At 33.1% G+C, this 26,247-nt stretch carries 20 protein-coding genes and 1 tRNA gene; 3 read left to right on the top strand and 18 right to left on the bottom strand.

The window, feature by feature from the left end:
* Positions 1-32: 32 nt before the first annotated feature.
* The 8 genes from pyrF to ACKX2A_RS07995 all read right to left on the bottom strand — a co-directional run bounded on the left by pyrF (position 33) and on the right by ACKX2A_RS07995 (position 8,283).
* The gene (gene pyrF, locus ACKX2A_RS08030; protein WP_415328853.1) at positions 33-1,412 is read right to left on the bottom strand and encodes an orotidine-5'-phosphate decarboxylase; all 1,380 of its coding nucleotides are present in this window, start codon (positions 1,410-1,412) and stop codon (positions 33-35) included.
* A 188-nt stretch (positions 1,413-1,600) separates the two neighbouring features.
* The gene (locus ACKX2A_RS08025; RefSeq protein ID WP_415328852.1) at positions 1,601-1,948 is read right to left on the bottom strand and encodes a YkvA family protein; all 348 of its coding nucleotides are present in this window, start codon (positions 1,946-1,948) and stop codon (positions 1,601-1,603) included.
* A gap of 81 nt (positions 1,949-2,029) precedes the next feature.
* Complete coding sequence (locus ACKX2A_RS08020; RefSeq protein WP_415328851.1) at positions 2,030-2,569, bottom strand: TlpA family protein disulfide reductase; 540 nt, start codon at positions 2,567-2,569, stop codon at positions 2,030-2,032.
* A gap of 16 nt (positions 2,570-2,585) precedes the next feature.
* Positions 2,586-3,149, bottom strand: coding sequence for a thioredoxin family protein (locus ACKX2A_RS08015; protein WP_415328850.1), 564 nt, complete (start codon positions 3,147-3,149; stop codon positions 2,586-2,588).
* Positions 3,150-3,164: 15 nt separating this feature from the next.
* Positions 3,165-4,235: a chorismate synthase gene (gene aroC / locus ACKX2A_RS08010; protein ID WP_415328849.1), complete on the bottom strand. Its 1,071-nt coding sequence runs from the start codon at positions 4,233-4,235 to the stop codon at positions 3,165-3,167.
* 45 nt (positions 4,236-4,280) lie between these two features.
* The gene (locus tag ACKX2A_RS08005; protein WP_415328848.1) at positions 4,281-5,921 is read right to left on the bottom strand and encodes an LIC_10190 family membrane protein; all 1,641 of its coding nucleotides are present in this window, start codon (positions 5,919-5,921) and stop codon (positions 4,281-4,283) included.
* 54 nt (positions 5,922-5,975) lie between these two features.
* Positions 5,976-6,518: a YMGG-like glycine zipper-containing protein gene (locus ACKX2A_RS08000; RefSeq protein ID WP_415328847.1), complete on the bottom strand. Its 543-nt coding sequence runs from the start codon at positions 6,516-6,518 to the stop codon at positions 5,976-5,978.
* A 928-nt stretch (positions 6,519-7,446) separates the two neighbouring features.
* Complete coding sequence (locus tag ACKX2A_RS07995; protein WP_415328846.1) at positions 7,447-8,283, bottom strand: glycosyltransferase family 2 protein; 837 nt, start codon at positions 8,281-8,283, stop codon at positions 7,447-7,449.
* Between the two features lie 370 nt (positions 8,284-8,653).
* Between ACKX2A_RS07995 and ACKX2A_RS07990 the strand changes: the two genes are divergently transcribed.
* Together ACKX2A_RS07990 and ACKX2A_RS07985 are read left to right on the top strand one after the other, a co-directional pair.
* Positions 8,654-8,788 (top strand): hypothetical protein, encoded by a 135-nt coding sequence (locus ACKX2A_RS07990; protein ID WP_415328845.1) that lies wholly within the window; start codon positions 8,654-8,656, stop codon positions 8,786-8,788.
* Positions 8,789-9,464: 676 nt separating this feature from the next.
* Positions 9,465-13,934 carry a fibronectin type III domain-containing protein gene (locus ACKX2A_RS07985; RefSeq protein WP_415328844.1) on the top strand — a complete coding sequence of 1,490 codons (4,470 nt, stop codon included), beginning with the start codon at positions 9,465-9,467 and terminating at the stop codon, positions 13,932-13,934.
* Positions 13,935-14,756: 822 nt separating this feature from the next.
* Here ACKX2A_RS07985 and ACKX2A_RS07980 read toward each other — a convergent pair.
* The 10 genes from ACKX2A_RS07980 to ACKX2A_RS07935 form a co-directional block, all read right to left on the bottom strand.
* A tRNA-Cys gene (locus ACKX2A_RS07980) sits at positions 14,757-14,827 on the bottom strand.
* Between the two features lie 59 nt (positions 14,828-14,886).
* Positions 14,887-15,396 carry an RDD family protein gene (locus ACKX2A_RS07975; RefSeq protein WP_415328843.1) on the bottom strand — a complete coding sequence of 170 codons (510 nt, stop codon included), beginning with the start codon at positions 15,394-15,396 and terminating at the stop codon, positions 14,887-14,889.
* A 23-nt stretch (positions 15,397-15,419) separates the two neighbouring features.
* Positions 15,420-16,670: a DUF4403 family protein gene (locus ACKX2A_RS07970; RefSeq protein ID WP_415328842.1), complete on the bottom strand. Its 1,251-nt coding sequence runs from the start codon at positions 16,668-16,670 to the stop codon at positions 15,420-15,422.
* A 151-nt stretch (positions 16,671-16,821) separates the two neighbouring features.
* Positions 16,822-17,190 carry a dihydroneopterin aldolase gene (gene folB, locus ACKX2A_RS07965; RefSeq protein ID WP_415328841.1) on the bottom strand — a complete coding sequence of 123 codons (369 nt, stop codon included), beginning with the start codon at positions 17,188-17,190 and terminating at the stop codon, positions 16,822-16,824.
* Between the two features lie 6 nt (positions 17,191-17,196).
* Positions 17,197-18,501, bottom strand: a complete 1,305-nt coding sequence (thrC, locus tag ACKX2A_RS07960) for a threonine synthase (protein ID WP_415328840.1) — start codon at positions 18,499-18,501, stop codon at positions 17,197-17,199.
* 13 nt (positions 18,502-18,514) lie between these two features.
* On the bottom strand, positions 18,515-19,438 hold the full coding sequence (locus tag ACKX2A_RS07955) for a homoserine kinase (RefSeq protein ID WP_415328839.1): 924 nt from the start codon (positions 19,436-19,438) through the stop codon (positions 18,515-18,517).
* A 10-nt stretch (positions 19,439-19,448) separates the two neighbouring features.
* On the bottom strand, positions 19,449-21,899 hold the full coding sequence (thrA, locus tag ACKX2A_RS07950) for a bifunctional aspartate kinase/homoserine dehydrogenase I (RefSeq protein WP_415328838.1): 2,451 nt from the start codon (positions 21,897-21,899) through the stop codon (positions 19,449-19,451).
* A gap of 289 nt (positions 21,900-22,188) precedes the next feature.
* Positions 22,189-23,208 carry a quinolinate synthase NadA gene (nadA, locus tag ACKX2A_RS07945; protein WP_415328837.1) on the bottom strand — a complete coding sequence of 340 codons (1,020 nt, stop codon included), beginning with the start codon at positions 23,206-23,208 and terminating at the stop codon, positions 22,189-22,191.
* Between the two features lie 108 nt (positions 23,209-23,316).
* Positions 23,317-23,880 (bottom strand): guanylate kinase, encoded by a 564-nt coding sequence (gmk, locus tag ACKX2A_RS07940; RefSeq protein ID WP_415328836.1) that lies wholly within the window; start codon positions 23,878-23,880, stop codon positions 23,317-23,319.
* A 94-nt stretch (positions 23,881-23,974) separates the two neighbouring features.
* Positions 23,975-24,832, bottom strand: coding sequence for a YicC family protein (locus tag ACKX2A_RS07935; RefSeq protein ID WP_415328835.1), 858 nt, complete (start codon positions 24,830-24,832; stop codon positions 23,975-23,977).
* A gap of 227 nt (positions 24,833-25,059) precedes the next feature.
* Between ACKX2A_RS07935 and miaA the strand changes: the two genes are divergently transcribed.
* Positions 25,060-25,980 carry a tRNA (adenosine(37)-N6)-dimethylallyltransferase MiaA gene (gene miaA / locus ACKX2A_RS07930; RefSeq protein WP_415328834.1) on the top strand — a complete coding sequence of 307 codons (921 nt, stop codon included), beginning with the start codon at positions 25,060-25,062 and terminating at the stop codon, positions 25,978-25,980.
* The last annotated feature ends 267 nt before the right edge of the window (positions 25,981-26,247 follow it).

Raw genomic sequence — 26,247 nt, 5'->3', positions numbered from 1 at the left:
ATAACTTATTTTGTAGAAATTCGGCAAAGATTTTAATTTTGGATTGCTTTTTTTTCTAAAGAATTCAAATAAGCGTTCCAACCTTCATTTTTGTAAGTCTGTGCTGCCTGTTCAGGATTTTCAGATTTGTAAATTCCTCGTCCTACGATAATAAAATCTGTGTGAAGTGTCTTGAATACATGCTCTGGAGTATTGTACTGCTGTCCTTTTCCGTCACCAGAATCCGCCAAGTTTACGCCTGGAGTAAACAACAACATCTCTTCAGGAAGTTGATTTTGAGAAACTCCACCGATCACGTTTGGATGTGATGAAGCTACTTTTAAAGCCTCTTCTCTGTAAGCACTTGTCGTTAATGTTCCTTTTGAGGACATTCCGATAATGGCAACAACACCTACATTTTTGAAGCAGTCTAAAGATTCAAAACCTCCGATAACCTGTGAAGTTACGAAATCTGCCCAATCGGTAATTTTAAAAACCCCACTTGTAAACTGAAGTTCCTGAGTATTTCCGATGTCTGCAAATTTTCTGTCTTCCATCAATAAGAAGTTATGTTTCGCAGCCAAAGCTTTTAATGGAGTAATTGTTTTTTCGTATTCGAAATCTGAAATAATATCGATATGGGTTTTTAAAGCAATCACATGCGGACCAACTTTTTCAGCCAAATCCAATAATTCCTGAGTTGTAGTAACATCTGCAGAGGCAATAAGGTTGGATTGTTTTGCTAAAGCTGTTTCCAATAATTTTTTAGAAACCGAATGTTGTGCTGTATGTAATTTCTGTTCGTAAGAAGGTCTGATTTTTTCTTCAAACTGAATGTGATTTCCCTGTAAAAAATCCTGAATTCTTTTCACCTCTTCATCAGATAATTCTCCATTTTCCTGAAGAATTTCGCATACCTCAGAAATATTGAAAAGTGTATGAACTCTGAAGCCTTTGCTTTCCAGAAGCTGCTTTCCTCCTTGTTCTCTGTCTAAAACAACAACAATATCGGCAACTTTCAGGTCTTCCTGCTCAACTTCTGCAATCGTTTCGATCAGAGATTTTCCGGAAGTAATGACGTCTTCTACCAAAAGACAGTTTTGTCCTTTCTGATAAATTCCTTCGATGAGCTTTTTGGTACCGTAGTTTTTAGCTTCTTTTCTTTTAATAATTAATGGAATATAGCTCTCCAAAGACATTGCCGTAGCCATTGGAAGTGCGGCATACGGAACTCCGCAGATCAGATCAAAATTATCCAGAGGAAGCATTTCCAATAAATAATTAGCCAAATTTTTCAAAATTTTTGGATCTGAAGCCAAAGGTCTCAAGTCTACATAAAACGGACTTTCAATCCCACTTTTTAATGTAAATCTTCCGAATTTAATGATGCCCAGTTTGTAGCACTCCAAAAAGAATTCTTTTTTACTTTCCATTATTTTTTATTAGATGTTGCAAATTTAAGGAAATGATATGAAAGGGTAAAAGTGAATTGTGAATTTTGCTTTGCAAGTCAATTATAATTTTTTTTAAATGAAAAATATTCAGTTTAATTTAAAATTCACTGCGTAGCAATTAGCGATTGACCATTCACAAAAAAACACCCTCAAAAGGATGTTTTTTATTACTTTATTATCTCGGCGTTGATGATTTTCGTGACACCAGAATTGTATTTTTGCTCAGCTTCCCAAAGGAGAAATTTGTCTACCTCCTTGATCAGTTTAGGAATTGTAAGGGATAAAACTGCGAAATCATCCATAATTCCTATTACAGGTAAAGCGAAATCCGGCAACAGGTCAATCGGGGAGATGACATATAAAAGTCCCAATAATGGCAGAATAATGTCGATGGATTTTGTTGGATACGATCCTTTTCTCCACATTTTTATCATTCTGAAAATATCAGGAATCTTTCTTACGAAACCTTTGTGGCTGATGGCTTCTTTTGCCAGATTTAATTTTGAATACTTCATTTTGTGTTTAGTTTAAATAATTTTTTAACAGTACAAATTTCGCAAATTTTGTACCAACTAATTATAAAATTTAGTTAAAAATTATTTAATAATATTATCAATGAACTGATGTGTAGATTCTGTGTTCCAGTCTCTTGATGCATCTTCCTTGATCAGAATTCTGCCGTCTTTATCCAATAAATACGTTGTAGGAAACACTTTTGGAAGTATTTTCTCCGAAATCGGACTTTGGGCGATATAAACGGGAACATTATAATTATTTTCCTTTAAAAATTTTCTCACTGCATCCTCCTGATCGTTCATCGCAATCAACACAAAATTTACATGATCTTTTCTTGTATCATATAATTTCTGAATCGAAGGCCATTCTTTTCTGCATGGAGGACACCATGTTCCCCAGAAATTCAGGAAAACAGCTTTGTCCTTAAATGCTTTAAGATTAGTGTCGGGAACATTCATCCCTTTAAGATCGATATCGTAATCTTCATCACTGATATGGACTGCATTTTCGATCGTCGCAATCGGAAAAAATGTATCCTGTAATTTTTCTTTTACGCCCGGAACGAATGCTATCACGGCGATAATGGCGATTAATACAAGATAAATGATATTTTTTTTCATTTTTACTTTTTAAAAATTAAAGCAATTCCAAAATTTCCTGAACCGCATCTTTTCCTCTGTTTTTTGCATAATACAATTGAAGATCATTATAAAACTGATCTTTTGTATAAACTTCTGGATCGGCTTTGTATTTCATTAACAATTCTTTACCGTATTTTGGACGAGGACCCCAAGAATTTTTTACGTTAAAATCTTTATCCAGAATAATAACTTTCGGAATAGATTCCGTTCCGTTTGTCAAAAATTGATTAATTAAACTTTTATCGCTGTCTCTCAGGAAAATTTTAACTTCGTTTTTACCTTCGAAAAACTTAACCAAAGCAGGAACAGTCGAGCTTGCGTCGCCACACCAAACTTCTGAAATAATTAAAATTTTTCCATCAAAATTCTTGGATTCTAATTCTTTTAGCTGATCTTCATCCGGAACATATTTTTTCAGGGTTCTGTCAATTCTTTGAAGTCCCAACTGATAATATTGTTGATAATCAATTTCTTGTTGATTTGCAGGATTCTCAAGTCTTTCTCTTCCTATTTTCAAGTATTCTTCGAAAGAAATCCCATTCTCCCAGTAATTTTCCATTACTAAAAATTTAGATTAAAAATTATTGATATTTCTTGTTTTATTAATCAAAAATAAATCTGCCAAAACAAAAGCAGCCAAGCTTTCAACAACAGGCACCGCTCTTGGAAGTACGCAAGGATCGTGGCGACCTTTTCCTTCTACAATCGCAAGATTTCCAAATTTGTCAACACTTTCCTGAGGTCTTAAAATAGTTGCGATCGGTTTGAAAGCAACGCGGAAATAAATATCCATTCCATTTGAAATTCCACCCTGAATTCCCCCTGAAAGATTAGATTTTGTTGTAAAATCTTCGTTGAAAAGATCGTTGTGTTCGCTTCCTGTCATTTTTGCACCGCAGAATCCGCTTCCATATTCGAAGCCTTTTGCAGCATTGATATTTAACATTGCTTTTCCCAATTCTGCCTGAAGTTTTGAGAAAACAGGTTCACCAATTCCTACAGGAACATTCTTGATGACACAAGTAATAGTTCCGCCAATCGTATTCCCTTCTTTCTTGATTTCTTTGATTCTCGTAATCATTTTTTCTGCAGTTTCTGCATCCGGACAACGAACTTCATTGCTTTCGGTTTTAGAAAAATCCAAAGCCTGATAAGGTTTTTCACAGAAAATATCGCCTACTGAAGAAACATAAGCGTTGATCTCAATATTCGACAAAAATTGTTTTGCTAAAGCTCCTGCTACAACCCAATTCATTGTTTCTCTTGCTGAAGATTTTCCTCCGCCGCGATAATCTCTCAAACCATATTTTTGATCATATGTAAAATCTGCGTGACTTGGACGATATGAGTTCGCAATATGATCATAATCTTTTGATTTCTGATTTTCGTTTTCGATGATAAAACCAATGGGAGTTCCGGTCGTTTTTCCTTCAAAAATACCTGAAAGAAATTTTACAGTGTCACTTTCTTTTCTTTGTGTAACAATTGCAGATTGACCAGGTTTTCTACGATCCAATTCATATTGAATTTTCTCGAAATCAACCGATAAACCTGCCGGAAAATTATTGATTATTCCACCATAAGCCAGACCGTGGCTTTCCCCAAATGTTGTAAGACTGAGAAGATTACCTAGAGTATTTAACATGACACAAATTTAAGGCTTTTTATTCAGATAAAAATGTCTAAGAATTTACTTCTGTTTATATGAATTGTTGATGGAATTGATAATGTTTTCGGCTTCTTTTTTCTCTTCTAGGTTTAATTTTTTCCAGATAAATCCTTTTTTGATATTTTTTTCGTCAATCAATTGTGGAAAAATGTTTGCTTCAATATCTTGGAAAATAAAACTTTCAGAAATAGAAGGAAGTTGTGTGTCAAAATTATAAGGATATTTTGTTGAGACATTGAATTTTAAATTTCCGATTTTATAAGATTGAAATTTGTTATAATCGTAAGTTGAAGGTTTGTAAAGTTGTTTTGCTTCAAATTTCCCCATGAAATTTCCCAATTTAAAACTCGGTAAATAGGTTTGAAGAATATTCGGTAAAGTAAGGAATCCGATGAAAATAATACTTAAAACAGAAAATACAGCAATTGACTTTTTTTGATTAAAATAATTAATAAAAACTATAAAAAACATGACAAAAAATACATCAATGAAAAATCTGTACTGAGCCGAAAATAATAAAACTAAAATACTTTTAATAATTAAAGAAAAACAAATCAAAGAGATTATTTTGTTCTTTTTAATAAAGCTAAAAATGATAAATCCAATTAGACTTAGAATAAAAAAAAGATTTATTTTGGCTTTGATTCCATTTAAGAAAAACCAGTTTTTGATATAATCAAACGTAGAAAATTTTTGAATTTCTTCGTAAGAATATTGCATATCATACGTCTTCTGAATTGCGTATTGTGAAGAGATTTTCAAAACTTCAGGATTAGGCTTCCAGCTTATCCCAAGATCTAAAATTGAAACCGGAAAAATTGGATAGCCGAATGTGTAAATATTTTTAATGAAAAAAAGCAAAACAATTAAAATTCCCGGAACCAAATTTTTAAATTTCGATTTAACAATAAAGATAGAGTAGAAGAATCCTAAAATCGGAAGCCAGATCATGGTTGGTTTTATCGCAAAAACAAAAACTGAGAAAGCGAATAGGAGAGAGGTGTTTTTATTCTCTTTTAGAATTTCATTTAAAATAATTAATGAAAAAACAATTACTGGTAAATCAGGACTTGGAGATTGAGCAAACAATAGTAAAATCGGAACAAAGCATAATTGAATCCAGCTTTTCTTTTCTATTATATATAAGGTATAAACAATTAATAAAATTGAATTGATTCTTAAAAATGGATCAGAAAAATTAGAAAATCCTGCTTGAAAAATATGCCAGATCGACATTTGTCCTAAAGTGAGGTCAAGATTAGAAATGCCTTTCACCAAGCCGTATTCCGTGATCCACTTTATGGTTGGAACATAATATCCGAAATGATCCAATATATAAGGATAGAAAGATCCAGATAATAAAATTGTTAATGAAATAATTGAAATTGATGTAAATTCTTTTTTTGAAAACAAGTAAAACTCCTGATATAGTTTTTCCTTGAAAAAATAAATCAGTCCCAACAAAATTGTAGTAATTTCTACATAGATATTTAAAGGAATAAAAAAAGCAATAACTGTCCAAATTAAGTTGATTCCTAAAATACCTAATAATATTTTCCCTGAAATTCCATCAATTGCTTTTCCTGAAAAAAATTCTACAAATTTCCCAATACCCATTAAAGCAGGAATGATGAAAATTGTTGAAATCAGTAGTAATATCATAAAAAAAAGATTGCCTAAAAATAAGCAATCTTTCTTTGTTATCGTGAAAAATAATTAATTACGTGGTTGTACTCTACCGCTTTTTCTATCTTGTGAACGACCCAGTGTATAACCTGTCGCACCACCAATTACACCACCGATTGCAGCACCTGCCCCCGGACTTTTCTTATTGACAATAGCACCTAATGCGGCACCACCTACAGCACCGATAATAGTACCTTTGGCAGCTTCACTCATACCTTTTTTCTTCGCTGCGGTTTGAGTCCCGCTGCTGGCAACAGAACTGTTGCCTGAACTTTGAGGTGCATCTCTATATACGGTATGTGTTTCTCGTATTACTTGTGGTCTTGCATTTGCCGCTGCTGTCGCAGCTGCAGTTTTAGCTTTTTGAGCTTCTACTGTGCTATCTGCTTTTTTCTGAGCTTCATAAGCCATTTTCTCTTTCTCGATCGCTAATTTTTGTTTTTCGATTTCCAATTGTCTCATTTGAAACTCTACTTTTTGCTGTTCCAAAGATTTTTCTGCGATCTGATCATCTTTTTTACAGGCTGTCATTAAAAATACTGACAATAAACCTGTTAACACTATACTTTTCATAACTCAAATTTTAATAAGGATTTCAAAGCCAATATCGACTTCGATTTTATATTATTTTCAATTATGAAGCCAAGTTTTAGTTAAAGGATGTTAAAAATATAAAATTATTTAATTTGTGGTTGTTCAGAATTAGATAGAATGCCCTGTTTATTTAAGAATATAACTTTTTTATAATTAAATTTTTAAATCAAATAAGCTATAATTAACTAAAATTTAAAATGTAAAATCGTAATTATGGGAAAAATATCAAGAAGAAAGTTCTGTTTTATATGGATATTTGAGTTTTGTTCGAAAGAAATACGAAAAAAATTTCATTCATTATTTTTATAGATGTAAAAAAACAACTTTATGGTAAGCTTTTAATAAATGTAAAATGATTTATAATAATAGAATATGGATTTAAAATATTTAATAATAATGTTTTTAAATTGATTTGTTTTGTAAATAACTTTAATCATTTTGAAAAGAAGTAAATTATAAATTTTAAGCAATAAAAAATTGAATATCTGTATTATGGAAAATTTTCACTTTTTGTTCATTTTAATGCTAACTATTTTGTTTATTTCATTAATGCTTGTTATCTTTGGACTCTACCAACTTTAAAAGAGCGAAGTAGAAGATCATCAGAATTTTATATTACAATTACATCCTTATTGGAAAAATATTGTAAAAAGAAAATATAATGGCTTTTGCCATATACGAGTTCTGTTCAGAACACTCTGAATAGATTTTTTTCATCATTTGTGTTTTTACGGCCTCCTGAAAAGGGGGCTTTTTTATTTATTGAGGTATTATGATTTAACGCATAAGTTATCCATAGCATAATACTGTATTTTTGTAATGAGCTTTAACACGGGCTCATTAATAAGGGAAACATACGAGATCATTGAATCAAAAACTCCTCTTTTAAAGAGGAGTTTTTTTTAGTTTAAATATTTAAGTAAAGCGTGGATTTTATCCTGCTCATAATCCTATAAGAAATTTTGGTCTGATAGCTAAGCAGTTCATAAATTTCTTCAGCGTGTGTATAAAACTCGGGAACAAGTCTATTCTGGATTCTGGTTATATTTCTTCGTTTCATGGCCTTATGAATTACTTTTGCGAAAGATTCTTTGGCGCTTAGTTTGGAAGATTGCTGTGAAATTCCGTTTGAGTGCAGTCTGTACTTATATAAAACTTCTTCAATAAATCTTGCGTCGCCAACCTCCAGCAATTTCAGGTAAAGATCTTGGTCTACAGCATTTTTTAAGGATGGATCGATTCCCACTGTCTTTATGTAAGCTTCCTTTCTGAAAACAAAAAACGCGGAAAGTTGTATCGGACAATTGAAGAAATATTTACTATTATTAATTTGCTTTATCTTAGTAAAAGTTTCTTTAGGGTTGAGGTTTTCATCGCAAAATATTAATTGCGAGTATGTTGCAATTGCTTTGGGATACTTGTGAAGCTCATCAATTGAACATTCTATAGAATAGTAAAGCAAAGCATCGTCGGGATCTAAAAAGGCACATAAATCTCCTGTTGAGAGATCTATACATTTTTTCTTTGTATATCCGCAACCATTATTGGTTTCGTTTTGATAGAGTTTAAAGCGGTCATCATTCTGAATGATTTCTTTTATAATATTTACGGAGTCATCAGTAGAACAGTCATCTACAATAATAGCCTCCCAATTTTCATAGCTCTGCGAAATGATAGAATCATAACAATCTCTGAAATATTTTCCGTTGTTATAATTGGCAATTAAAATAGATGTTTTATTCACTTTGTTTTGATTTAATTTAATAACAAAACAAAAATAATCTTTAATAAATGGGGATTTTATGACTCGGGTCATGAAAAATATTAATAATAAATCATATTTTATTGAATTATATACATAATCTAACAAATTGATTTATCTGATTTTCGTTAAATGAATTCTTATAAAAATGATAACTAAAATTGATGAATGTTTATAGAATTTAAAAATTGAAATGTTGGGTTATGTACAAAAATATCCTATTTGAAAGTATTATTTTTTAATGATTTTGAAGTATTTTCAATTTATTTACTTTAAATTCTTATTAATTTTTTCAAATATTTAATTTATATGCGTTTTATTTTTTATATTTAAAGAAACAAAAATTGATATTATGATATTAGCAGTACAAACTTTAAATGTTCAAACCTCCGAGTTTGATCTTTCGCAGCAAATCCTTATCGTGGGGGCTGTTGTATTGGTAGGACTTTTAGGTTTTGCTTTCATCAACAGCTGGAACAAAAGATAATGAATTGTAGATTATTTCTTTCGACAAATATTTTTATAGTTATTTAGCTTCATTTTTCTGACTTTCTCATACTCTTATGAGAAATAATTTTTGTTTTTAACCATATCAGATTTCTAAATTAATTTTTTGATTATGACTGAACTCATAAAAATCTGAAATTTTAACATTTAATTTTACAAGTATAATTTAAATATCAATTCCCGATATAAAAATTTTTTTTTCATCATTTGTGTTTTGAGGTCTCTTTTGAAGAGGCCTTTTTTATGTGTATAATAGTACAAACGACATCAAATGTACTGGAGGAATTTCTATATTATGTAAATTAATAGGGGTTTTAAGGGTAGTAATAAATTTTTTTCTATAAAAATTTCAAATTATATAATAAAAATAAATACTAAACGTTTGTTTTAAATAGCGCATTTAGTTCCGTTTCAATAAATTCTCTATTGTTTTTCAGTAAAAATTCTGTAAAAAATTTGATGATTTATACTATATATTATTAAAAAACGAATTAGATTTGCAACGATTAATATTAAACGACAGCCTATGGTGAATTCTTTTACCCTTTTTCACGTGTGCAATGCACGCGATCTTTTGTATATATCCAATTCAAAAGATAATTCTTTACTTAAAACGTATAATTTTCAACCTTTAAGAGGATTTAATATTTAGTAACATGAAGAAAATTCTATTATTTTTTTTCTTGGCGCTTTCATATATAGTGAATGCACAAGTAAATGCTTATAGCTTTGCGCAGTCTTCGGGAACTTACACTCCTTTGCCGAGTACTGCAACTGTTGTGGCAACTGCGACTGGTAATACCGGGGCAGCTTCATTGGATAATGTTGTTTATCCTGTAACGCTTCCTTTTGGATTTTCATTTAACGGAAGTACTTATACTTCTATTAATGTTTCCACCAACGGTTTTATTACATTCGGAGCTACTGCGCCGGGAACCGCTACTTACAACCCAATTTCCAGTACAGATGGCTATGCAGGTGCAATATCTGCATGGGGAAAAGATCTTAACACTGTTTTCAACATTGCATCTGTAACAGGAAATATCAGTTGGAGTGTTGTTGGAACAGCTCCAAACAGAGAAATCGTGATACAATGGACAGATTTCAGACCAGCTTATGCTACGTCTGCAACAAGTGCTTATACGATGTCTTTTCAAATCAGACTTAGAGAAACTACAAATACTATTGCGGTAGTATATAAATCAGGTTCATACTTGGCAGGTACTACTTCTGTAAGCGGTACTGCGCAAGTTGGTTTGAGAGGTGCTACAAACGCCGACTTTAATCACCGTACTAATGCTACGACGGTACTATTTACAAGTTCAGCATTAGCAACAGCAAATGGTAATTCACAAGCCTTCAATACAACTGCTGCTACTCCGGGAATGCCATCGAATGGTCTTACTTATACTTGGACTCCGCCAACTTGTTTTGGACCAAGTGGTTTTGTTGCTACAGGAATTACTTCAAATACAGCTTCTGTTAGCTGGACTTCACCTACAACGCCTCCTGCGAATGGATATGAGATATATTACAGTACAACAACAACTGCTCCTGCAACTCCACAGATTACTGGTGTTGCAAGTACTGCGACAAGTTATACAATCCCAGGATTATCTCCGAATACAACATATTATATTTGGATTAAGGCAAAATGTAGTGCAACAGATCAGAGTACATTAATAGGACCAATTACTGTTTATACAGGATACTGTGTTCCTACAGGTGGCTCGTCTTCTACAACTTATTATTTAAATAATATTACAACAACAGGAGGCTGGACAAACCTTGCTTATACAGCTTCTACATTCCAGGGGTATGTAAACTCACCGGGAACTATATTGAGTTCTCCAGGAAACAGTATAACTACAAACTTAGCATCTGCTGGTAATAATACATATTTTTATTATGTATGGGTTGACTGGAATAATGACTTAGATTTTAACGATCCGGGTGAAACTATTATTGCTACAACTACATATACTGCAACAGCAACAGCAACTATTGCTATTCCTGCAGGACAGGCATTAGGAAATTATAGAGTTCGTACAGCAGTTTCAGAAAGTGGTGCAATTACAGCTTGTGGACCTGCTAACTACGGAAACTATGTAGACTTTACTTTATCAGTTATTGCTCCTCCTACATGTTTACCTCCGACAGGTTTGGTAATTTCAAATGCAACGACGACAAGTGCAACTATTCAATGGACGGTACCATCTCCGGCTCCGGCGGGTGGTTATGATGTTTATTATAACACAACAGGTGTTGCTCCTGCTGCAGGAACTACTCCTCAGTTTACAGGTGTAGCAGGACCAAGTCAGTTAATCTCAGGATTAACTCCAAATACAACATATTATATTTGGGTAAGAGCAAAATGTAGTGGTTCAGATATTAGTTATTGGTCTGGTCCACGTACAGTTTACACCAATTATTGTGCTCCTACAGGTGGCTCGTCTTCTACAACTTATTATTTAAATAATATTACAACAACAGGAGGCTGGACAAACCTTGCTTATACAGCTTCTACATTCCAGGGGTATGTAAACTCACCGGGAGTTGTATTGAGTTCTCCAGGAAACAGTATAACTACAAACTTAGCATCTGCTGGTAATAATACATATTATTATTATGTATGGGTTGACTGGAATAATGACTTAGATTTTAACGATCCGGGTGAAACTATCCTTGCTACAACTACCTATGCAGCAACAGCAACAGCAACTATTGCTATCCCTGCAGGACAGGCATTAGGAAATTATAGAGTTCGTACAGCAGTTTCTGAAAGTGGTGCAATTACAGCTTGTGGACCTGCTAACTACGGAAATTATGTAGACTTTACTTTATCAGTTATTGCTCCTCCTACATGTTTACCTCCGACAGGTTTGGTAATTTCAAATGCAACGACGACAAGTGCAACTATTCAATGGACGGTACCATCTCCGGCTCCGGCGGGTGGTTATGATGTTTATTATAACACAACAGGTGTTGCTCCTGCTGCAGGAACTACTCCTCAGTTTACAGGTGTAGCAGGACCAAGTCAGTTAATCTCAGGATTAACTCCAAATACAACATATTATATTTGGGTAAGAGCAAAATGTAGTGGTTCAGATATTAGTTATTGGTCTGGTCCACGCACAGTTTACACCAATTATTGTGCTCCTACAGGTGGTTCTTCTTCTACAACTTATTACTTGAAGAATATTACAACTACTAATGGATTTACAAATTTAGCTTACACTGCTACTACATATAGTGCATACGTAAACAATTCTGCTACAAGTTTCTCTGCTTTGCCTGGAACTACGGTGAATGTGAGTATGAATTCAGGAACAAGTTCATATTATTACTATTTATGGATTGACTGGAATAATAACATGGTGTTTGATACTGCAACAGAAACTGTTCTGGCTACAACTACTTATGCTACGAATGGAACTGCAACCATTAATACAGCTGGTCGCCCTTCAGGTTCTTATAGAGCAAGATTTGCAACATCTTTCAGTGGTGCGATCAGTCCTTGTGGACCGGCTCCTTATGGGAATTATGTAGATTTTACATTTATTATCAGACCTTGTTCTACCACAGCTCCTACCAATGTAAATACAACTGCAATTACTTATAACTCTGCAACTGTTAATTGGACTGCTTCTCCAGATAACTTAAACTATAAAGTATATTGGAGAAAACAAGGAACTACAACATGGACGAACTCATCTGCAGTAATTGCTGCACCTACAACCAATTATGTAATAAATACAGGATTAGATCCAGCTACCGCATATGAGGTAATGGTTGTTTCTATTTGTAATACTACTGAAGGTACTGCAACTCCGATAGTATTTACTACAAAATGTGATCCGACACCTCCAAACGTAACGATAAGTAACATTACAACAACTTCTGCACTGATTACTTGGTCGCCTCTTGCAGCTAGTTCTCATTACTTCATGAGATATAGAATTGTAGGAAGTGGAAACGCTGGATGGAGTGCAAATATTGCATTACCTGTATCTCCAACGAATACATATACGTTATCGGGATTAGATGTTTATACAACGTATGAAGTTCAGATTGCAAATATGTGTGATACAGATACTACGCTAAATCCATGGTCTAATCCTAAAGTATTTACAACTGAAAGAACATGTCAGATTCCTCCTCCGGGACTTACCATTACAAATATTTCTACTACTACAGCAGAAGTAACTTGGGATCCTTTCCCTGGAGCGACGTATATTCTGAGATACAGAAAGGTAGGTATTCCAAGCTGGACAAATGTTCCTGTTTCTACAAATACTTATACAATCACAGGATTATTAGAATTAACTCAATATGAGATGCAGGTTGTAAACGTATGTAATGGAACTCCAGGAACGTATACTCAGCCTTATTTGTTTACAACTCCAACTGTAGTATATTGCCAAATGGCTTCTACAACAGCATCAACAGTATATATCTCTAAAGTAACTGCTGAGCCAAACGGTAAGCCTAAAATGGAAAACCAATCTCCGGCATCAAACTATACAGATTATACAAGTGTTACAAACAAATTTATTGAACTAATACAAGGTTCATCAAACAACAAAATTACTATTGAGAAAAAACCTGCAGGAAGTATTAAAGCTGGAGTTGCAGTTTGGATCGACTTCAATAGAAACGGATATTTTGATATAGATGAAAGAATTCTTGTAGCTTCGCCTAGTACAGACGAAAATGTAAGCGCTACATTCTCTGTTCCTGCAGATGCATTCATCAGCTTAACAGACTATAAATATGTAGTAATGAGAGTGGCAATGTCTAAAGATGCGATCCCTGTAAACTGTACAAACTTCCCTGATGGTGAAGTGGAAGATTACACGGTGAGAATTACTAAGGCTGCAGTTCCAAACGCGATTAACCAAAATGATATCCTAATTTACCCTAACCCGGTAAGTACAGTATTGAACGTGAAAAACATTAGTGCTAAGGCTAATTATAAGATCTACAATGCTGCAGGACAAATGGTATCAAGCGGAATTATCTTAAACAACAAGATCAACGTTCACAATTTGATCAATGGAGTTTACATGATTGATATACAGGATGGAGATACAATTTCTGCTCAAAAGAAATTTATCAAAGAATAATATAATCTATCATCCAATATATGATAAGCTCTCAGAAATGAGAGCTTATTTTTTTGTGATTTTTTAATAGATGAAAAAGTAGAGTTATTAAATTTTTATAATAGAAAAAAGCTCTGAATAATCTCTATAATTAAGAATTTCAGAACTTTATAGTAGTGTTTTTTTTAAAGTCTATTTTAATGAATTATAAATATTTGTTAATTGATTAAATTAATGCTGATAATAGATGTGTGTAAGCTATACATTTCTTACATTTGCAGTCACTCATGTTTAATTTGAGTTTTCATGGTTATTAGTTTTTAATCCTCGTAGAGATACGGGGATTTTTATTTTCTGTAATACATGTAAAATAAGTTCGAATAAGATATTAAAAAATACCACATTCACCCCATTACGATTTCAATCATATAATCTTATATAGATCCCTGTTATATTTGCTTATATCCTTATTAAAAGGATTCCTCAGTTTATTAGTTTTAGATCCTCGGCTCTGGCTGGGGATATTTTGTTTAGAATTATAAATATTAAGAAAAAATATACAGTTTTAAAGAATAGATACCACAAAAAGTCACTTTTTCGGGAAAGCCTCTGTTTGTGGCATAACACTTGAATAATCTAGAATAACTATTAAAAAATAAACACAAAAGATCTACAAATATTCTCGGAGCAATCTGAGAATATTTTTAAAGGAAACCACACCACAAAATAATAATTTTTTCATTTAGTCCCTGGCTTTTGGCTGGGGATTTTTGTTGATTTTTTATTAAGTATAGGAATTTTTAAAGACAAAAAAACCTCCAATCAATCGATTAGAGGTTTTCGAGGTGCCTAGCGGATTCGAACCGCTGTAGATGGTGTTGCAGACCACTGCCTAGCCGCTCGGCCAAAGCACCGTGTTTTACCATTTTTTAGGTGTGCAAATATAGCAAAATAAATTATTCAACAAAAATTTTTATGCAATTTCTTTTGTGCCAAGGCTCTCTATTTCGCTTTTTGCCTGTCTTTCAGCTTCATAATTTTTGATGTTTACAACCCTCGTATCGCTCCAACTGTCGTGCCATCCGTTTTCTCCTAAAAATGAAAGTCCATCAAAAGGTACAAGCCTAGAAAGGTTTCTTATAAAAAGCTCATTAAAGGGAGGAGCTTCTCCGTCTGTCATTATAACTTTAGTTCCGGTAATATATTTCCCAATTGTTCTTCCTTGGGTAAAGTATTCCATCAAAAAGGTGTAAATAAAGTAAATTATCGACGTTAAAACAATATCAGCAAGTCTGCCAATTTGTGAAAGCCGGTAAATAAATCGTGTAAAATGATAAGTACCCAAAAGATTATCAATAAAAACGCCCACAAACCCAAATAGAAGAAATGCAATGTTGATAACAAGTTTATCAATGAAATAATTGGCAAATCTTTGCCATTTGGTCGCTCTGTTATATTCCACGACCTTTAAAATTTTTCTCATGTATTAGTCTATAGTTTTTAAGATTACATCCCGTTCAAAACAAGCTTTAAAGTCGCATTTGTATCAATAACAGCCGTTATTCCATAAGGATTTAAAAGAATTTTGCTTGGTTTTAAATTAAAGACTTTTCCGTTCATTTTTAACCCTTTATAATATTCTTTATTAAAGGCTTCTTCAATGCTTTTTCTCGATGTATTTTCAAGATCTTGTGTAGGAATTCCGTATTCTTCCTCAATCATCTTTACAATTTTCCCTTTGAATAGGAGAGTGGCGGTCTTTTGTAAGAAGTTGGAGGTTTTTAAATTAAATTTCGTATTTGATAGAACAATTTTCTTTTTTGTTTCATCATAAACAGGAATTCCCGAAATGAAAGCTTTGCCATTAACATAACCTTCCGTTTCTGCTTCTATCATTACTTTATCGTCCACACCATAGACTTTTATATCTGTGATTTTTATAGATGAACCTCTTACATCATATTCTTTATTCAGAAACATATTTTTTGCAATGTTTGTTGCTTCTGTAAACGGAACATTTGCAGTTGTCTGCAATAAAAACTGATTGCCCAATGTCGGAATAAAATTGAAATTCGCAGCCGATTTTATCATTGGTGAAGAAGCTGGTTTGCTTCCTGTAAAAGTTTCTGAAAAAACATCAATTCCTAGATTGGTATCAATTTGATTTCCATAGAATTTCAATGGAGTAATATTTACACTCATCGGTGTCACTTTCAGCCAAGTGTTATACTCTTCTGATATATTGAATGGATTTGAAAAAACATTCCATGCCATCACCGCATATTGCTGGAAATTCAGTTGAGTAGCCATCTGTTGATCGATGGTTTTACAGAATTTTTGCTGTTGTTCAACCAAGCTTTTTTCGACCAGAGAAGTAATCGGAATTTTAATTCTTCCATAATCCAAAACAGGTTTTGTAACCCATCTGAAACCATTGGGTTTCGTGCTGGTCGTGATGGTCCAGTTATTTTGAAAATTTAAGGAGGTATTGAACGACATTACCGTTTCAAAAGTCGTGTTTTGATAGGTGTAAACACCCAATGTTCCGATGCCTTTTTCTGCCCAGATTTTCAAAGGAACTTCAATCAGTAAATTTTGATTGGTTCCTCCTACAAGCCGTATTGGTCGCGTTTTCCAGACTTTTACCTTAAACTGATCGTTGTTGTTATCCGTGTAGGAATCGTCCTGATAAATAAGCTCTTTTACCGAAGCATTAATCATATTGCTGATCTCCGAGAGCGGGATCGTGACAGGCATTGTAATGCTCGATTTTATCTTTGGAAAATTATAGTTTGGGACTTGATTTTCAACGTTGTTTTGACCAAAAATGTTGGCACAAATCAATAGAAATAATATTTTAATGGATTTCAATTGTGTAAATTTTTAATCAAACTAAAATAATACTATTTTAATTTTCAGGTTTAAAGCTTTTTTCCAATTCAATACTTGCGCCCTTCATTTCGCCTTTCATTGGTGGAGCAGTTTTGGTTATTTTTAATTTAATATAATCAATTTGCGAAAATTTTTCATGAATCCTGAAAATGATTCTTCCGGCAACATGCTCCAGTAATTTAGATTTAATTTTCATTTCACTGTGGATGATTTCATTGATATCTGCATAACTTATTGTATCATTCAAATCATCAGATTCCGCAGCTTTCCATAAATCGGTATGAAGTTCTACGTTCAGAATATAATATGTTCCGATAATATTTTCTTCAGGTAAAACCCCGTGATAAGCATATATTTTTACGTCTTCAAGATAAATCTTGCTCATATTTTTCTAATTTTTATTAAGCAAAAATCGTTTTAATTCTTCAAAATCAGGCTGTATTTCAGTACTTTTTTTCTCATTTTTCATTAAATTTTCTAAAGCTTTGGGAAGCTCAATTGTAATTTGAGTTGCCTTTTCCACAGCATCAGGAAATTTTACAGGATGAGCTGTTCCTAAAATAAACCCTTTTTTACCCGGATTTTCTTTCAAATAGTGTTCCATCGCTGTGTAAGCAACCGCGCTGTGAGGTTCAAGCAGATAATTATATTTTTCATAAACTTCTTTGATGGTCTGTAAAGTTTTCTTGTCATTGATAGAATAACCGGAAATTTTACTTTTTAAATCTTCAAAATGATTTTCAAAAAGTTCTAAAATTCTCACAAAATTGCTCGGATTTCCAACGTCCATCGCATTGGAAAGCGTCGGAATTGTTTCTTTTGATTCTAATTTTTGTGTGTTTAAATATCGAGTAACAACATCATTTTCGTTACAGGCAGCAATAAAATGTTCAGCGGAAAGTCCTCTGAAATGTGCTAAAATTCCTGCGCAGATATTTCCAAAATTCCCACTGGGAACACAAATGACAGGATTTCCTTTTTCCAGTTTCTGCCATTGTTTTAAAGCTAATAAATAATAAATCTGCTGAGGAAGCCATCTTGCTATGTTAATGGAATTCGCCGAAGTCAGAAATAATGTTGAATTTATTTCGTCATCAGAAAAAGCTTGTTTTACCAAACTTTGACAGTCATCGAAACTGCCGTCAACTTCTAGAGCGAAAATATTTTCGCCAAGTGCGGTCAACTGCTTTTCCTGAACTTCACTTACTCTGTTTTTAGGATAAAGAATAACAACATCAATATTTTCCATTTTATAAAATCCATTGGCAACTGCTCCTCCTGTATCTCCGGAAGTGGCGACCAAAACCGTTACTTTTTTATTTTCATCTTTCAAAAAATAAGAAAGACAACGACTCATAAATCTTGCGCCAACATCTTTAAAAGCCAAAGTTGGTCCATGAAAAAGTTCTAAGGAATAAATATTTTCATTAATTTTTTTCAAAGGAATTTCAAAGTTGACTGTTTCAGAAACAATTTGTTTTAAAACATCTGACGGAATTTCATCACTTACAAAATCTTTCATGCATTGAAAAGCAATTTCTTCATTGGAATATTGTTGTAAATTTTTAATAAATTCTGGATCAAATTGCGGAATATTTTCAGGGAAAAATAGACCTTTTTCTTTGCCTTGTCCTTTTATAGTAGCTGTTTTAAAATCAACAACTTCTTCTTTATCTTTTAAATTATAATACTTCATTTTGATTAAATTTTTAATCTTTAATAATTTTAATTCCCGACGGATTTATTTTTGAAACATAGACAAAACTTTCAATGTAAATTTCATCATAAACAGATTTCATCATTTCTGCAATTTTGTTTGAAATTTCTTCTTTTTCTGAAAGCATAAAAATCGATGGACCAGAACCTGAAATCCCTCCACCCAAAGCTCCTAATTGCAAACTTTTTTCTTTGATTTCATTAAATTTCGGGATCAAAATACTTCTTACAGGCTCTACAATAACATCATTTAAACTTCTTCCAATCAACCCAAAATCATTTTTTTGAATTCCGGCAACCAATCCTGCAATATTCCCCCATTGTTCTATTGCATCTTTTAAAAGAATATTTTTCTTTAAAATCTGTCTTGCATCGGAAGTTTTTACTTCGACCTGCGGATGAACAGCCGTCACAAATAAGTCAGGAGTATTTAAGGGAATAATATCAATCGGATTTGAAGATTTAACTAAAGTTATACCACCGAAAATACAAGGTGCAATATTGTCCGCATGCTTTACCCCGGAAGCCAATTCTTCCCCAAACATTGCAAAATAAACCAATTCTTCTTTGGTGAAAATATTTCCTAATAATTCATTAGCTCCAACGGCGGCTCCGGCGGCACTTGCTGCGCTGGAACCCAATCCGCTTCCCGGTTTGATCTTTTTATTAATGGTAACTTCAAAACCATTTTTCAAATTTAAATGTTCCTGAATTTTCAATAAAACAACGCCGGCAACGTTATTTGATGGTTCTTCCGGCAATCCGAAATTGTCTTTATGCTTGATGATAATTTGTGGAGTTTCCAATAATTTTAATTCCATTTCGTCAAACGGTTCATGGATTGCCATTCCCAAAATATCGAATCCGCAAACCAAATTGGCAACCGTTGCGGGAACTTGTAATTTTACTTTTTTCATAATTAAAATTTTAAACAGAACGAACAATATCAGCGAAAACTCCACTTGCAGTCACTTCTGCACCGGCTCCAGCACCTTTTACCACCAAAGGCTGTTCAGAATATCTTGATGTTTTAAAAATCACAATATTATCTTTCCCATACAAATGAAAAAGGTCACTTTCAGGTGCAATATGCTGTAATCCAACTTTAGCTTTTCCATCTTTAAATTCAGCGACATATTTTAAAATTTTTCCTACATTTTTAGCTTTTTCCAGTAAATTTTTAAAATGACTTTCATATTTCAACATTGAATTATAAAAATCTTCAACACTACCTTTCATACATTCTTCAGGAAGAAAACTCTCATTTTCAATTTCATTAAACTCTAAGGAATAGCCTGCTTCTCTTGCCAGAATTAAAATTTTTCGGGCAACATCTGTTCCTGCTAAATCCAATCTCGGATCTGGTTCTGTGTACCCTTCTTTTTGTGCCTGAGAAACAATTTCTGAAAACGGTTGGCTTCCATCATAATTATTAAAAACAAAATTTAAAGTTCCACTCAAAACCGCTTGAATTGAAGTGATCTTGTCTCCACTTCTTATCAAATCATTAATTGTTCCGATGATAGGAAGGCCGGCTCCGACATTGGTTTCAAAGAAAAAATTGCAGCTGTGATTTCGGGCAATATTTTTTAGGTTTTTATAGTTTTCAAAATCTGAAGAAGCTGCAATTTTATTACAAGCGACAATATTTACACTCTTTTTCAATAATTGTTCATAAATTTTTGGAATATCAGAATTTGCGGTCACATCCACAAAAATTGTGTTTCTTAAATTTCGGGAAATAATTTCCTGAACAAATTTTTCCACGGAAGCGTCTTCTCCATTTTGATTAAAATCTGCAAATTCATTTTCTGAAATTCCTGTTTCTGAGAAAATCATTTTACGACTATTGGAAAGTCCTACAATTCTTAAATTAATTAAAAGATTTTCTTTAAGATATTCGTTCTGATCGTAGATTTGCTGAATTAATTTCATTCCCACATTTCCTGTTCCGCAGATATAAAGATGAACCTGTTTTATTTCGGATTCGAAAAATTCTTCATGCAAAACATTGACAGCTTTTTTGATGTCCTTTTCTGAAATAACAATGCTTATATTTTTCTCCGAAGAACCTTGCGCAATCGCTCGAATATTGATGCCGTTATTGCCTAAACAGCCAAACATTTTTGCACTTACGCCACTTCTACTTTTCATATTTTCACCGACCAAAGCGACAATGGCAAGATTGGTTTCAATTTTTACGGGTTCGATTCTTTTTAGTTTTAAATCATCCTCAAAAGCGGAGTTAATAGCATTTTTTGCATTAAAAACATCATTTTCATGAATAGCAACAGTAATAGAATGTTCGGAAGAACTTTGTGTAATGAGAATAACATTTACCTTTTCATTGCTTAAACATTGAAATAATTTTGCTGAAATTCCCGGAATTCCAATCATTCCGCTTCCTTCTAAAGTCAATAAGGCGATGTTGCTCATATTCGAAATTCCGACTGCAATCTGTTGATCTTCAAAGTTGTTTTTTTCCAATTGATGAGAAACTAATGTTCCGAATGCTTCTGGTTTAAAAGTATTTTTAATTCTTAGATTAATATTTTTCGCCATTACAGGCTGAATGGTAGGAGGATATAAAACTTTTGCTCCAAAATGAGAAAGCTCCATTGCTTCAGCGTATGAAATTTCTGCAATAGGTTTTGCGTTGGAAACCAAGCGAGGGTCGGAAGTCATCATTCCGCTTACGTCTGTCCAAATCTGAAGTTCATCGGCATTGATGGCAGAAGCAATAATTGAAGCCGTGTAATCTGAACCTCCCCGCCCTAATGTTGTTGAATTACCTTTTTCATCTTTAGCAATAAATCCTGGAGCAAGAATAATTTGATTTTCCTTTTTACTTAAAAATTCCTTTAATTTGTTTTCTGTGGCTTCAAAATTTACTTTTGCGTTGGTATAGTTGCTATTGGTTCTAATGCTTTCAGAGGAGTTCATCCAAATGACATCAAGTCCTTCGAATTTTAATCTTGCTGCAATTATATTTGATGAAAGAAATTCGCCGTAAGAGGTGATTTTGTCTTTAATTCTATCCGTAAATTCTCCCAAAACGAAAATTCCATTGCAGAGATCTTCAATATCGTTAAAATGTTTTTTTACAAAACTCAACCATGAACTTTGGTCCAAAATCGGGATTAATTCTTTAACCAAATTCAAATGTTTTTCTTCAAGGTTTTTAATAATTTGTAGATAATTTTCATCATTTTGAGAAGCTAATTCCGCGGCTTTTATCAACTGATCTGTTACACCATGAAGTGCTGAAACTACGACAACAATTCTATTTTTCAGAGATTCTTTCTTTATAATATCTTCGACCTGTAATATATTTTGAGCATTGGCGACAGAAGTTCCGCCAAATTTTAAAACTTTCATTATGTTTTATTTTAAGTTATGAAAAAATGAAATTTTACTCTTCAGAAAAAAGAGTACACGATTGTGAATGATATGTGAAAATTTACCCCGTTATGGGGTAGTCGTAGTTGTTGTAGCAATGATAGAAACAAAATTTCCTTCCGAAATCGAGAAATTCGGGGTAGAAATATCAGATATGTTTCTTAAAAAATTCATTATTGCTGGGACAAATGTACAAATTATTTTGAAACCACAAAATTTTAGAAAAAATCTGAAAAAGAAAAAGCACTGCGAAAACAGTGCTTTTGGTTTATTTTATACTTTTTGAAAGATCAAGCATTGCCTCGATGGGCTTTAATGCTCTCAATCTTAAATCTTCATCGATAAGAATCTCAGGAAGTTCATATTTCATACATAAATATAACTTTTCCATGGTGTTACGCTTCATGTAGAAACATTCTGAACAATTGCAGCTTTCATCAAAAACCAAAGCCGGAATCAATTCTTTGTGAGGTGCACGTTTTTTCATTTCGTGCAAAATCCCTTCTTCCGTTGCAATAATAAATCTCTGACAATCATCTTTTTGAACATAATCCAATAATGCGGAAGTCGAACCGATAAAATGAGCCAATTTCAAAACAGATTCTTCACTTTCTGGGTGTGCGATTAATTTTGCATCCGGATTATCTGCCAATTGTTTCGCAATTCTCTCCATTGAAAATGCTTCATGAACAACACAGCTTCCGTCCCAAAGAATCATATCACGACCTGTTTTTTGAGAAAGATATCTTCCCAAGTTTTTATCTGGCGCGAAAATAATCGGTCTGTCTTTTGGTAAAGCTTCGATCACAGTTTCAGCATTTGAGCTTGTTACGATGATGTCACTTTCTGCTTTAGTTTCTGCATTACAGTTAATGTACGTTGCAACCAAAGCGTTCGGATGTTTCTCACGCATTTTTCTCAAACCTTCGCCTGAACAACCATCTGCCAAAGAGCATCCCGCCATTGTATCAGGAAGAACAACTTTTTTTGTCGGGTTCAGAATTTTCGCTGCTTCTGCCATGAAATGTACTCCGCAGAAAACAATCATGTCGGCATTCGTATCTTTTGCCTGTCTCGCCAATTGCAGGGAATCTCCCAGAAAATCGGCAATATCCTGAATTTCTCCAGGTTGGTAATAATGCGCTAAAATAACCGCATTTTTTTCTTCTTTCAATTTAAGAATTGCCTTTACAAGCTCTTCTCCTTGAGGAATTACCAAATCTTTAATATCCAAAAATCCTCTTACAGGAATCGCAGATTTAGCTTTTTCTAATGTTTCGGTACTCATATTAACCTCAATGTTTTAGAATTAGAAATTAGAAGTTAGAAATTAGAAATTAGAAATTTGACGTTATTTATTAGACCTCAAACTTCAATCATCCAGCTTCCATCCCTTTTAACTCCCAATAAAATTTTTTATTAAACTTTCTATTTCTTCTTTTGCAATATCTAAATCGGAATTAATCACGATTTTATCAAATTCATTCGCGTAAGACATTTCTTCTTCTGCCTTTGCTACGCGCGTTTTGATGGTTTCTGCATCATCTGTGTTTCTTGAAATCAATCTCCGTTCCAATTCTTCGATGGAAGGTGGTTCTATGAAAATTGATAAAGCCTGTTCTCCGAAATATTTTTTTAAGGAAATTCCGCCTTTTACATCAACATCAAAAATTACAACCTTTCCCTGGTTCCAGATTTTTTCTACTTCAGATTTCAACGTTCCGTAATACTTATCCGTATAAACCTCTTCAAATTCTACAAAAGCATCTTCCGAGATTTTCTGTCTGAATTCATCAGGTGTTAAAAAATGATAATCTACAGCATGAACTTCACTTCCCCTCGGCTGTCTCGTTGTACACGAAATAGAGAACTGCAATTCATTAAAAACTTCCAAAGAATGCTTTACTAACGTCGTTTTTCCGCTTCCAGACGGCGCTGAAAATATGATAACTTTATTCATTTTTTTTAGTTATGAATTATGAGTTATAAATTATGAGTTATTAAAATCGCGCAAAAAAGACAACTCATAACTCATCATTAATAACTTATAACTTTTACAAAACGTTTAACGTCTGTTCTTTAATTTTTTCCAAATCATCCTTCATCATTACGACCAGCTTCTGGATTTCTGCGTGGTTGGCTTTTGAACCTAAAGTATTGATTTCACGACCGATTTCCTGAGAAATAAACCCAAGTTTTTTTCCATTGAAATCTTCATTATCCATTACTTCTTTGTAATATTTTAAATGTTGTGCAAGTCTTACTTTTTCCTCAGAAATATCCAATTTCTCTGTGAAGTATGCCATTTCCTGATAAAAACGAGTTTCATCAACGTTTTCAAATTCTTTTAAAGATTTCTGGTAACGCTCTTTTACTGCAACAATTCTTTCTTCTTCAAAAGGAATAACCTCACCTAGATATTTATCAATATTCTGAATATTTCTTTCCAGTTCTTCGTGTAAAATTTTACCTTCCGTTTTTCTGAATTCTTTGAAACGATCAACCGCAGCATTTACGATTTTCGCCAAAGCTTCCCATTCACCTTCCGACAATTCGTCCGGTCTTGAAGTAATTGCATCCGGAAGTCTTACTGCCATTTTCAAATATTCGAAATCGGGACCGTCAGAAGCGATGTTTCGCAATTCATTGATGTAAGAATCAATTAAACTTTTATTAATTTTTACATCGTTCGTTTCCTCAAGATTCTCTATATTGATGTAGCAGTCTACTTTTCCACGGATGAGTCTATCGTTAAGAATTTTTCTTACTTCAAATTCTTTTTCTTTGTATCTCAAAGGAATTTTGATATTCAAATCAAAGCTCTTGCTGTTCAATGATTTAATATCTATAGTAATTTTTTTTCCTTCAAAAACGTCTTCGGCTCTACCAAAGCCTGTCATTGATAAAATCATAGTTTTTTATTGTCGTACAAAGATAAACATTTAAGTCTATGTATTAACTAAATTCCGTTTTTACCGTAAAAGAGACAAAAGATTTTCATTGTTTTTTTAGATACTCAAAAGTTAAAAAAAGTTTAATACTGCTTTTTTGAGCTTTTGAAAAACTAAATGTTTGCAAGATTTTCTTTTGTCTCTTTTGCGCTAAAAACAAAAAAATCAATTTTTCGTAAATTAGCGCTGTGAAAAAGAAAAACTTAATTTCTGTTGTAGGCCCTACCGGAATTGGAAAAACGAGATTGGCGATAGATTTGGCTAAATATTTCAATACGGAAATTATTTCCTGCGATTCTCGCCAGTTTTTTAATGAAATGAAAATTGGAACAGCTTCGCCTTCTGAAGAAGAATTGTCTGAAGCACCTCATCATTTTATCGGAAATCTTTCGGTTGAAGAATATTATTCCATTGGGCAATATGAAGAAGATGCTTTAAAAAAACTCAATGAACTTTTTGAAAATCATGATACCGTTATTTTGGTTGGTGGAAGTATGATGTATGAAAAAGCGGTAATTGAAGGTTTAAATGACTTACCGGAAGCTGATGAAGATAATCAGAAAAAATTAAATGAAATTTTCGAAAATGAAGGAATTAATAAACTTCAGGAAATTTTAAAAGAGCTCGACCCCGAATATTTTGCGGTGGTAGATTTTCACAATCACAGAAGGCTTTTGCGGGCGATTGATGTGATTTGGCAGACAAATAAAAAATATTCTGAATTAATTGCTGTTTCCCAAGATTCAAGAGATTTTAAAACCATTCGAATTGGAATTGAAGCGCCGAGAGAAGAGTTGTACGACCGAATCAATAGGAGAGTGGATATGATGATGGAGAAGGGTTTGTTGGAGGAAGCTAAAGGTTTAGAAAACTTTAAACATTTGACGGCTTTGAATACGGTCGGCTATGCCGAGTTATTCAAATATTTTGACGGTGAATGGGATTTGGATTTTGCTGTCTCTGAAATTAAGAAAAACAGCCGAAGATATGCAAAACGTCAATTAACCTGGTATCGAAAAGCGGATGATATTCATTATTTGCAATTGGGTTATTCGCAGGATGATTTTGATGGGTTGATTGGGTATATTAATGAACAGTTTCAAAAATAAATGTAACGCACACTTTGTCATTCCGTAGGAATCTCAACAATAATTTTAAAATTTTATAAATATTGCTTAGATTCCACGCTACACTGCGTTTCGCTCTGAATGACAAACTTTGTGGATAATTTTTTGTAGCATTTTTGTCATTCTGACGAAGGAAGAATCTCCACAAATAACTATAGATTCTTCACTCCATTTTGTTTCATTCAGAATGACAGAACGTAAAAGCATCGTTTAAAGATTTAATTCAAAAACAAAAAAAATGCGATCCCG

The sequence above is a fragment of the Chryseobacterium sp. MMS23-Vi53 genome, assembly GCF_047651245.1.
In the GTDB taxonomy this organism is placed as follows: domain Bacteria; phylum Bacteroidota; class Bacteroidia; order Flavobacteriales; family Weeksellaceae; genus Chryseobacterium.
This window is presented reverse-complemented; position numbering and strand designations above follow the sequence as displayed.

Bases quoted from the DNA above. Each gene is read 5' to 3' on its own strand.
- folB (WP_415328841.1), bottom strand. From the start codon at position 17,190: ATGAGCAAGATTTATCTTGAAGACGTAAAAATATATGCTTATCACGGG.
- ACKX2A_RS08020 (WP_415328851.1), bottom strand. From the start codon at position 2,569: ATGAAAAAAAATATCATTTATCTTGTATTAATCGCCATTATCGCCGTG.
- ACKX2A_RS07955 (WP_415328839.1), bottom strand. From the start codon at position 19,438: ATGAAAAAAGTAAAATTACAAGTTCCCGCAACGGTTGCCAATTTGGTT.
- aroC (WP_415328849.1), bottom strand. From the start codon at position 4,235: ATGTTAAATACTCTAGGTAATCTTCTCAGTCTTACAACATTTGGGGAA.
- thrC (WP_415328840.1), bottom strand. From the start codon at position 18,501: ATGAAGTATTATAATTTAAAAGATAAAGAAGAAGTTGTTGATTTTAAA.
- ACKX2A_RS07990 (WP_415328845.1), top strand. From the start codon at position 8,654: ATGATATTAGCAGTACAAACTTTAAATGTTCAAACCTCCGAGTTTGAT.
- ACKX2A_RS07985 (WP_415328844.1), top strand. From the start codon at position 9,465: ATGAAGAAAATTCTATTATTTTTTTTCTTGGCGCTTTCATATATAGTG.
- thrA (WP_415328838.1), bottom strand. From the start codon at position 21,899: ATGAAAGTTTTAAAATTTGGCGGAACTTCTGTCGCCAATGCTCAAAAT.
- ACKX2A_RS08015 (WP_415328850.1), bottom strand. From the start codon at position 3,149: ATGGAAAATTACTGGGAGAATGGGATTTCTTTCGAAGAATACTTGAAA.
- nadA (WP_415328837.1), bottom strand. From the start codon at position 23,208: ATGAGTACCGAAACATTAGAAAAAGCTAAATCTGCGATTCCTGTAAGA.
- ACKX2A_RS08000 (WP_415328847.1), bottom strand. From the start codon at position 6,518: ATGAAAAGTATAGTGTTAACAGGTTTATTGTCAGTATTTTTAATGACA.
- pyrF (WP_415328853.1), bottom strand. From the start codon at position 1,412: ATGGAAAGTAAAAAAGAATTCTTTTTGGAGTGCTACAAACTGGGCATC.
- gmk (WP_415328836.1), bottom strand. From the start codon at position 23,880: ATGAATAAAGTTATCATATTTTCAGCGCCGTCTGGAAGCGGAAAAACG.
- ACKX2A_RS08005 (WP_415328848.1), bottom strand. From the start codon at position 5,921: ATGATATTACTACTGATTTCAACAATTTTCATCATTCCTGCTTTAATG.
- ACKX2A_RS07970 (WP_415328842.1), bottom strand. From the start codon at position 16,670: ATGCCTGTCACGATCCCGCTCTCGGAGATCAGCAATATGATTAATGCT.
- ACKX2A_RS07935 (WP_415328835.1), bottom strand. From the start codon at position 24,832: ATGATTTTATCAATGACAGGCTTTGGTAGAGCCGAAGACGTTTTTGAA.
- ACKX2A_RS08025 (WP_415328852.1), bottom strand. From the start codon at position 1,948: ATGAAGTATTCAAAATTAAATCTGGCAAAAGAAGCCATCAGCCACAAA.
- ACKX2A_RS07975 (WP_415328843.1), bottom strand. From the start codon at position 15,396: ATGAGAAAAATTTTAAAGGTCGTGGAATATAACAGAGCGACCAAATGG.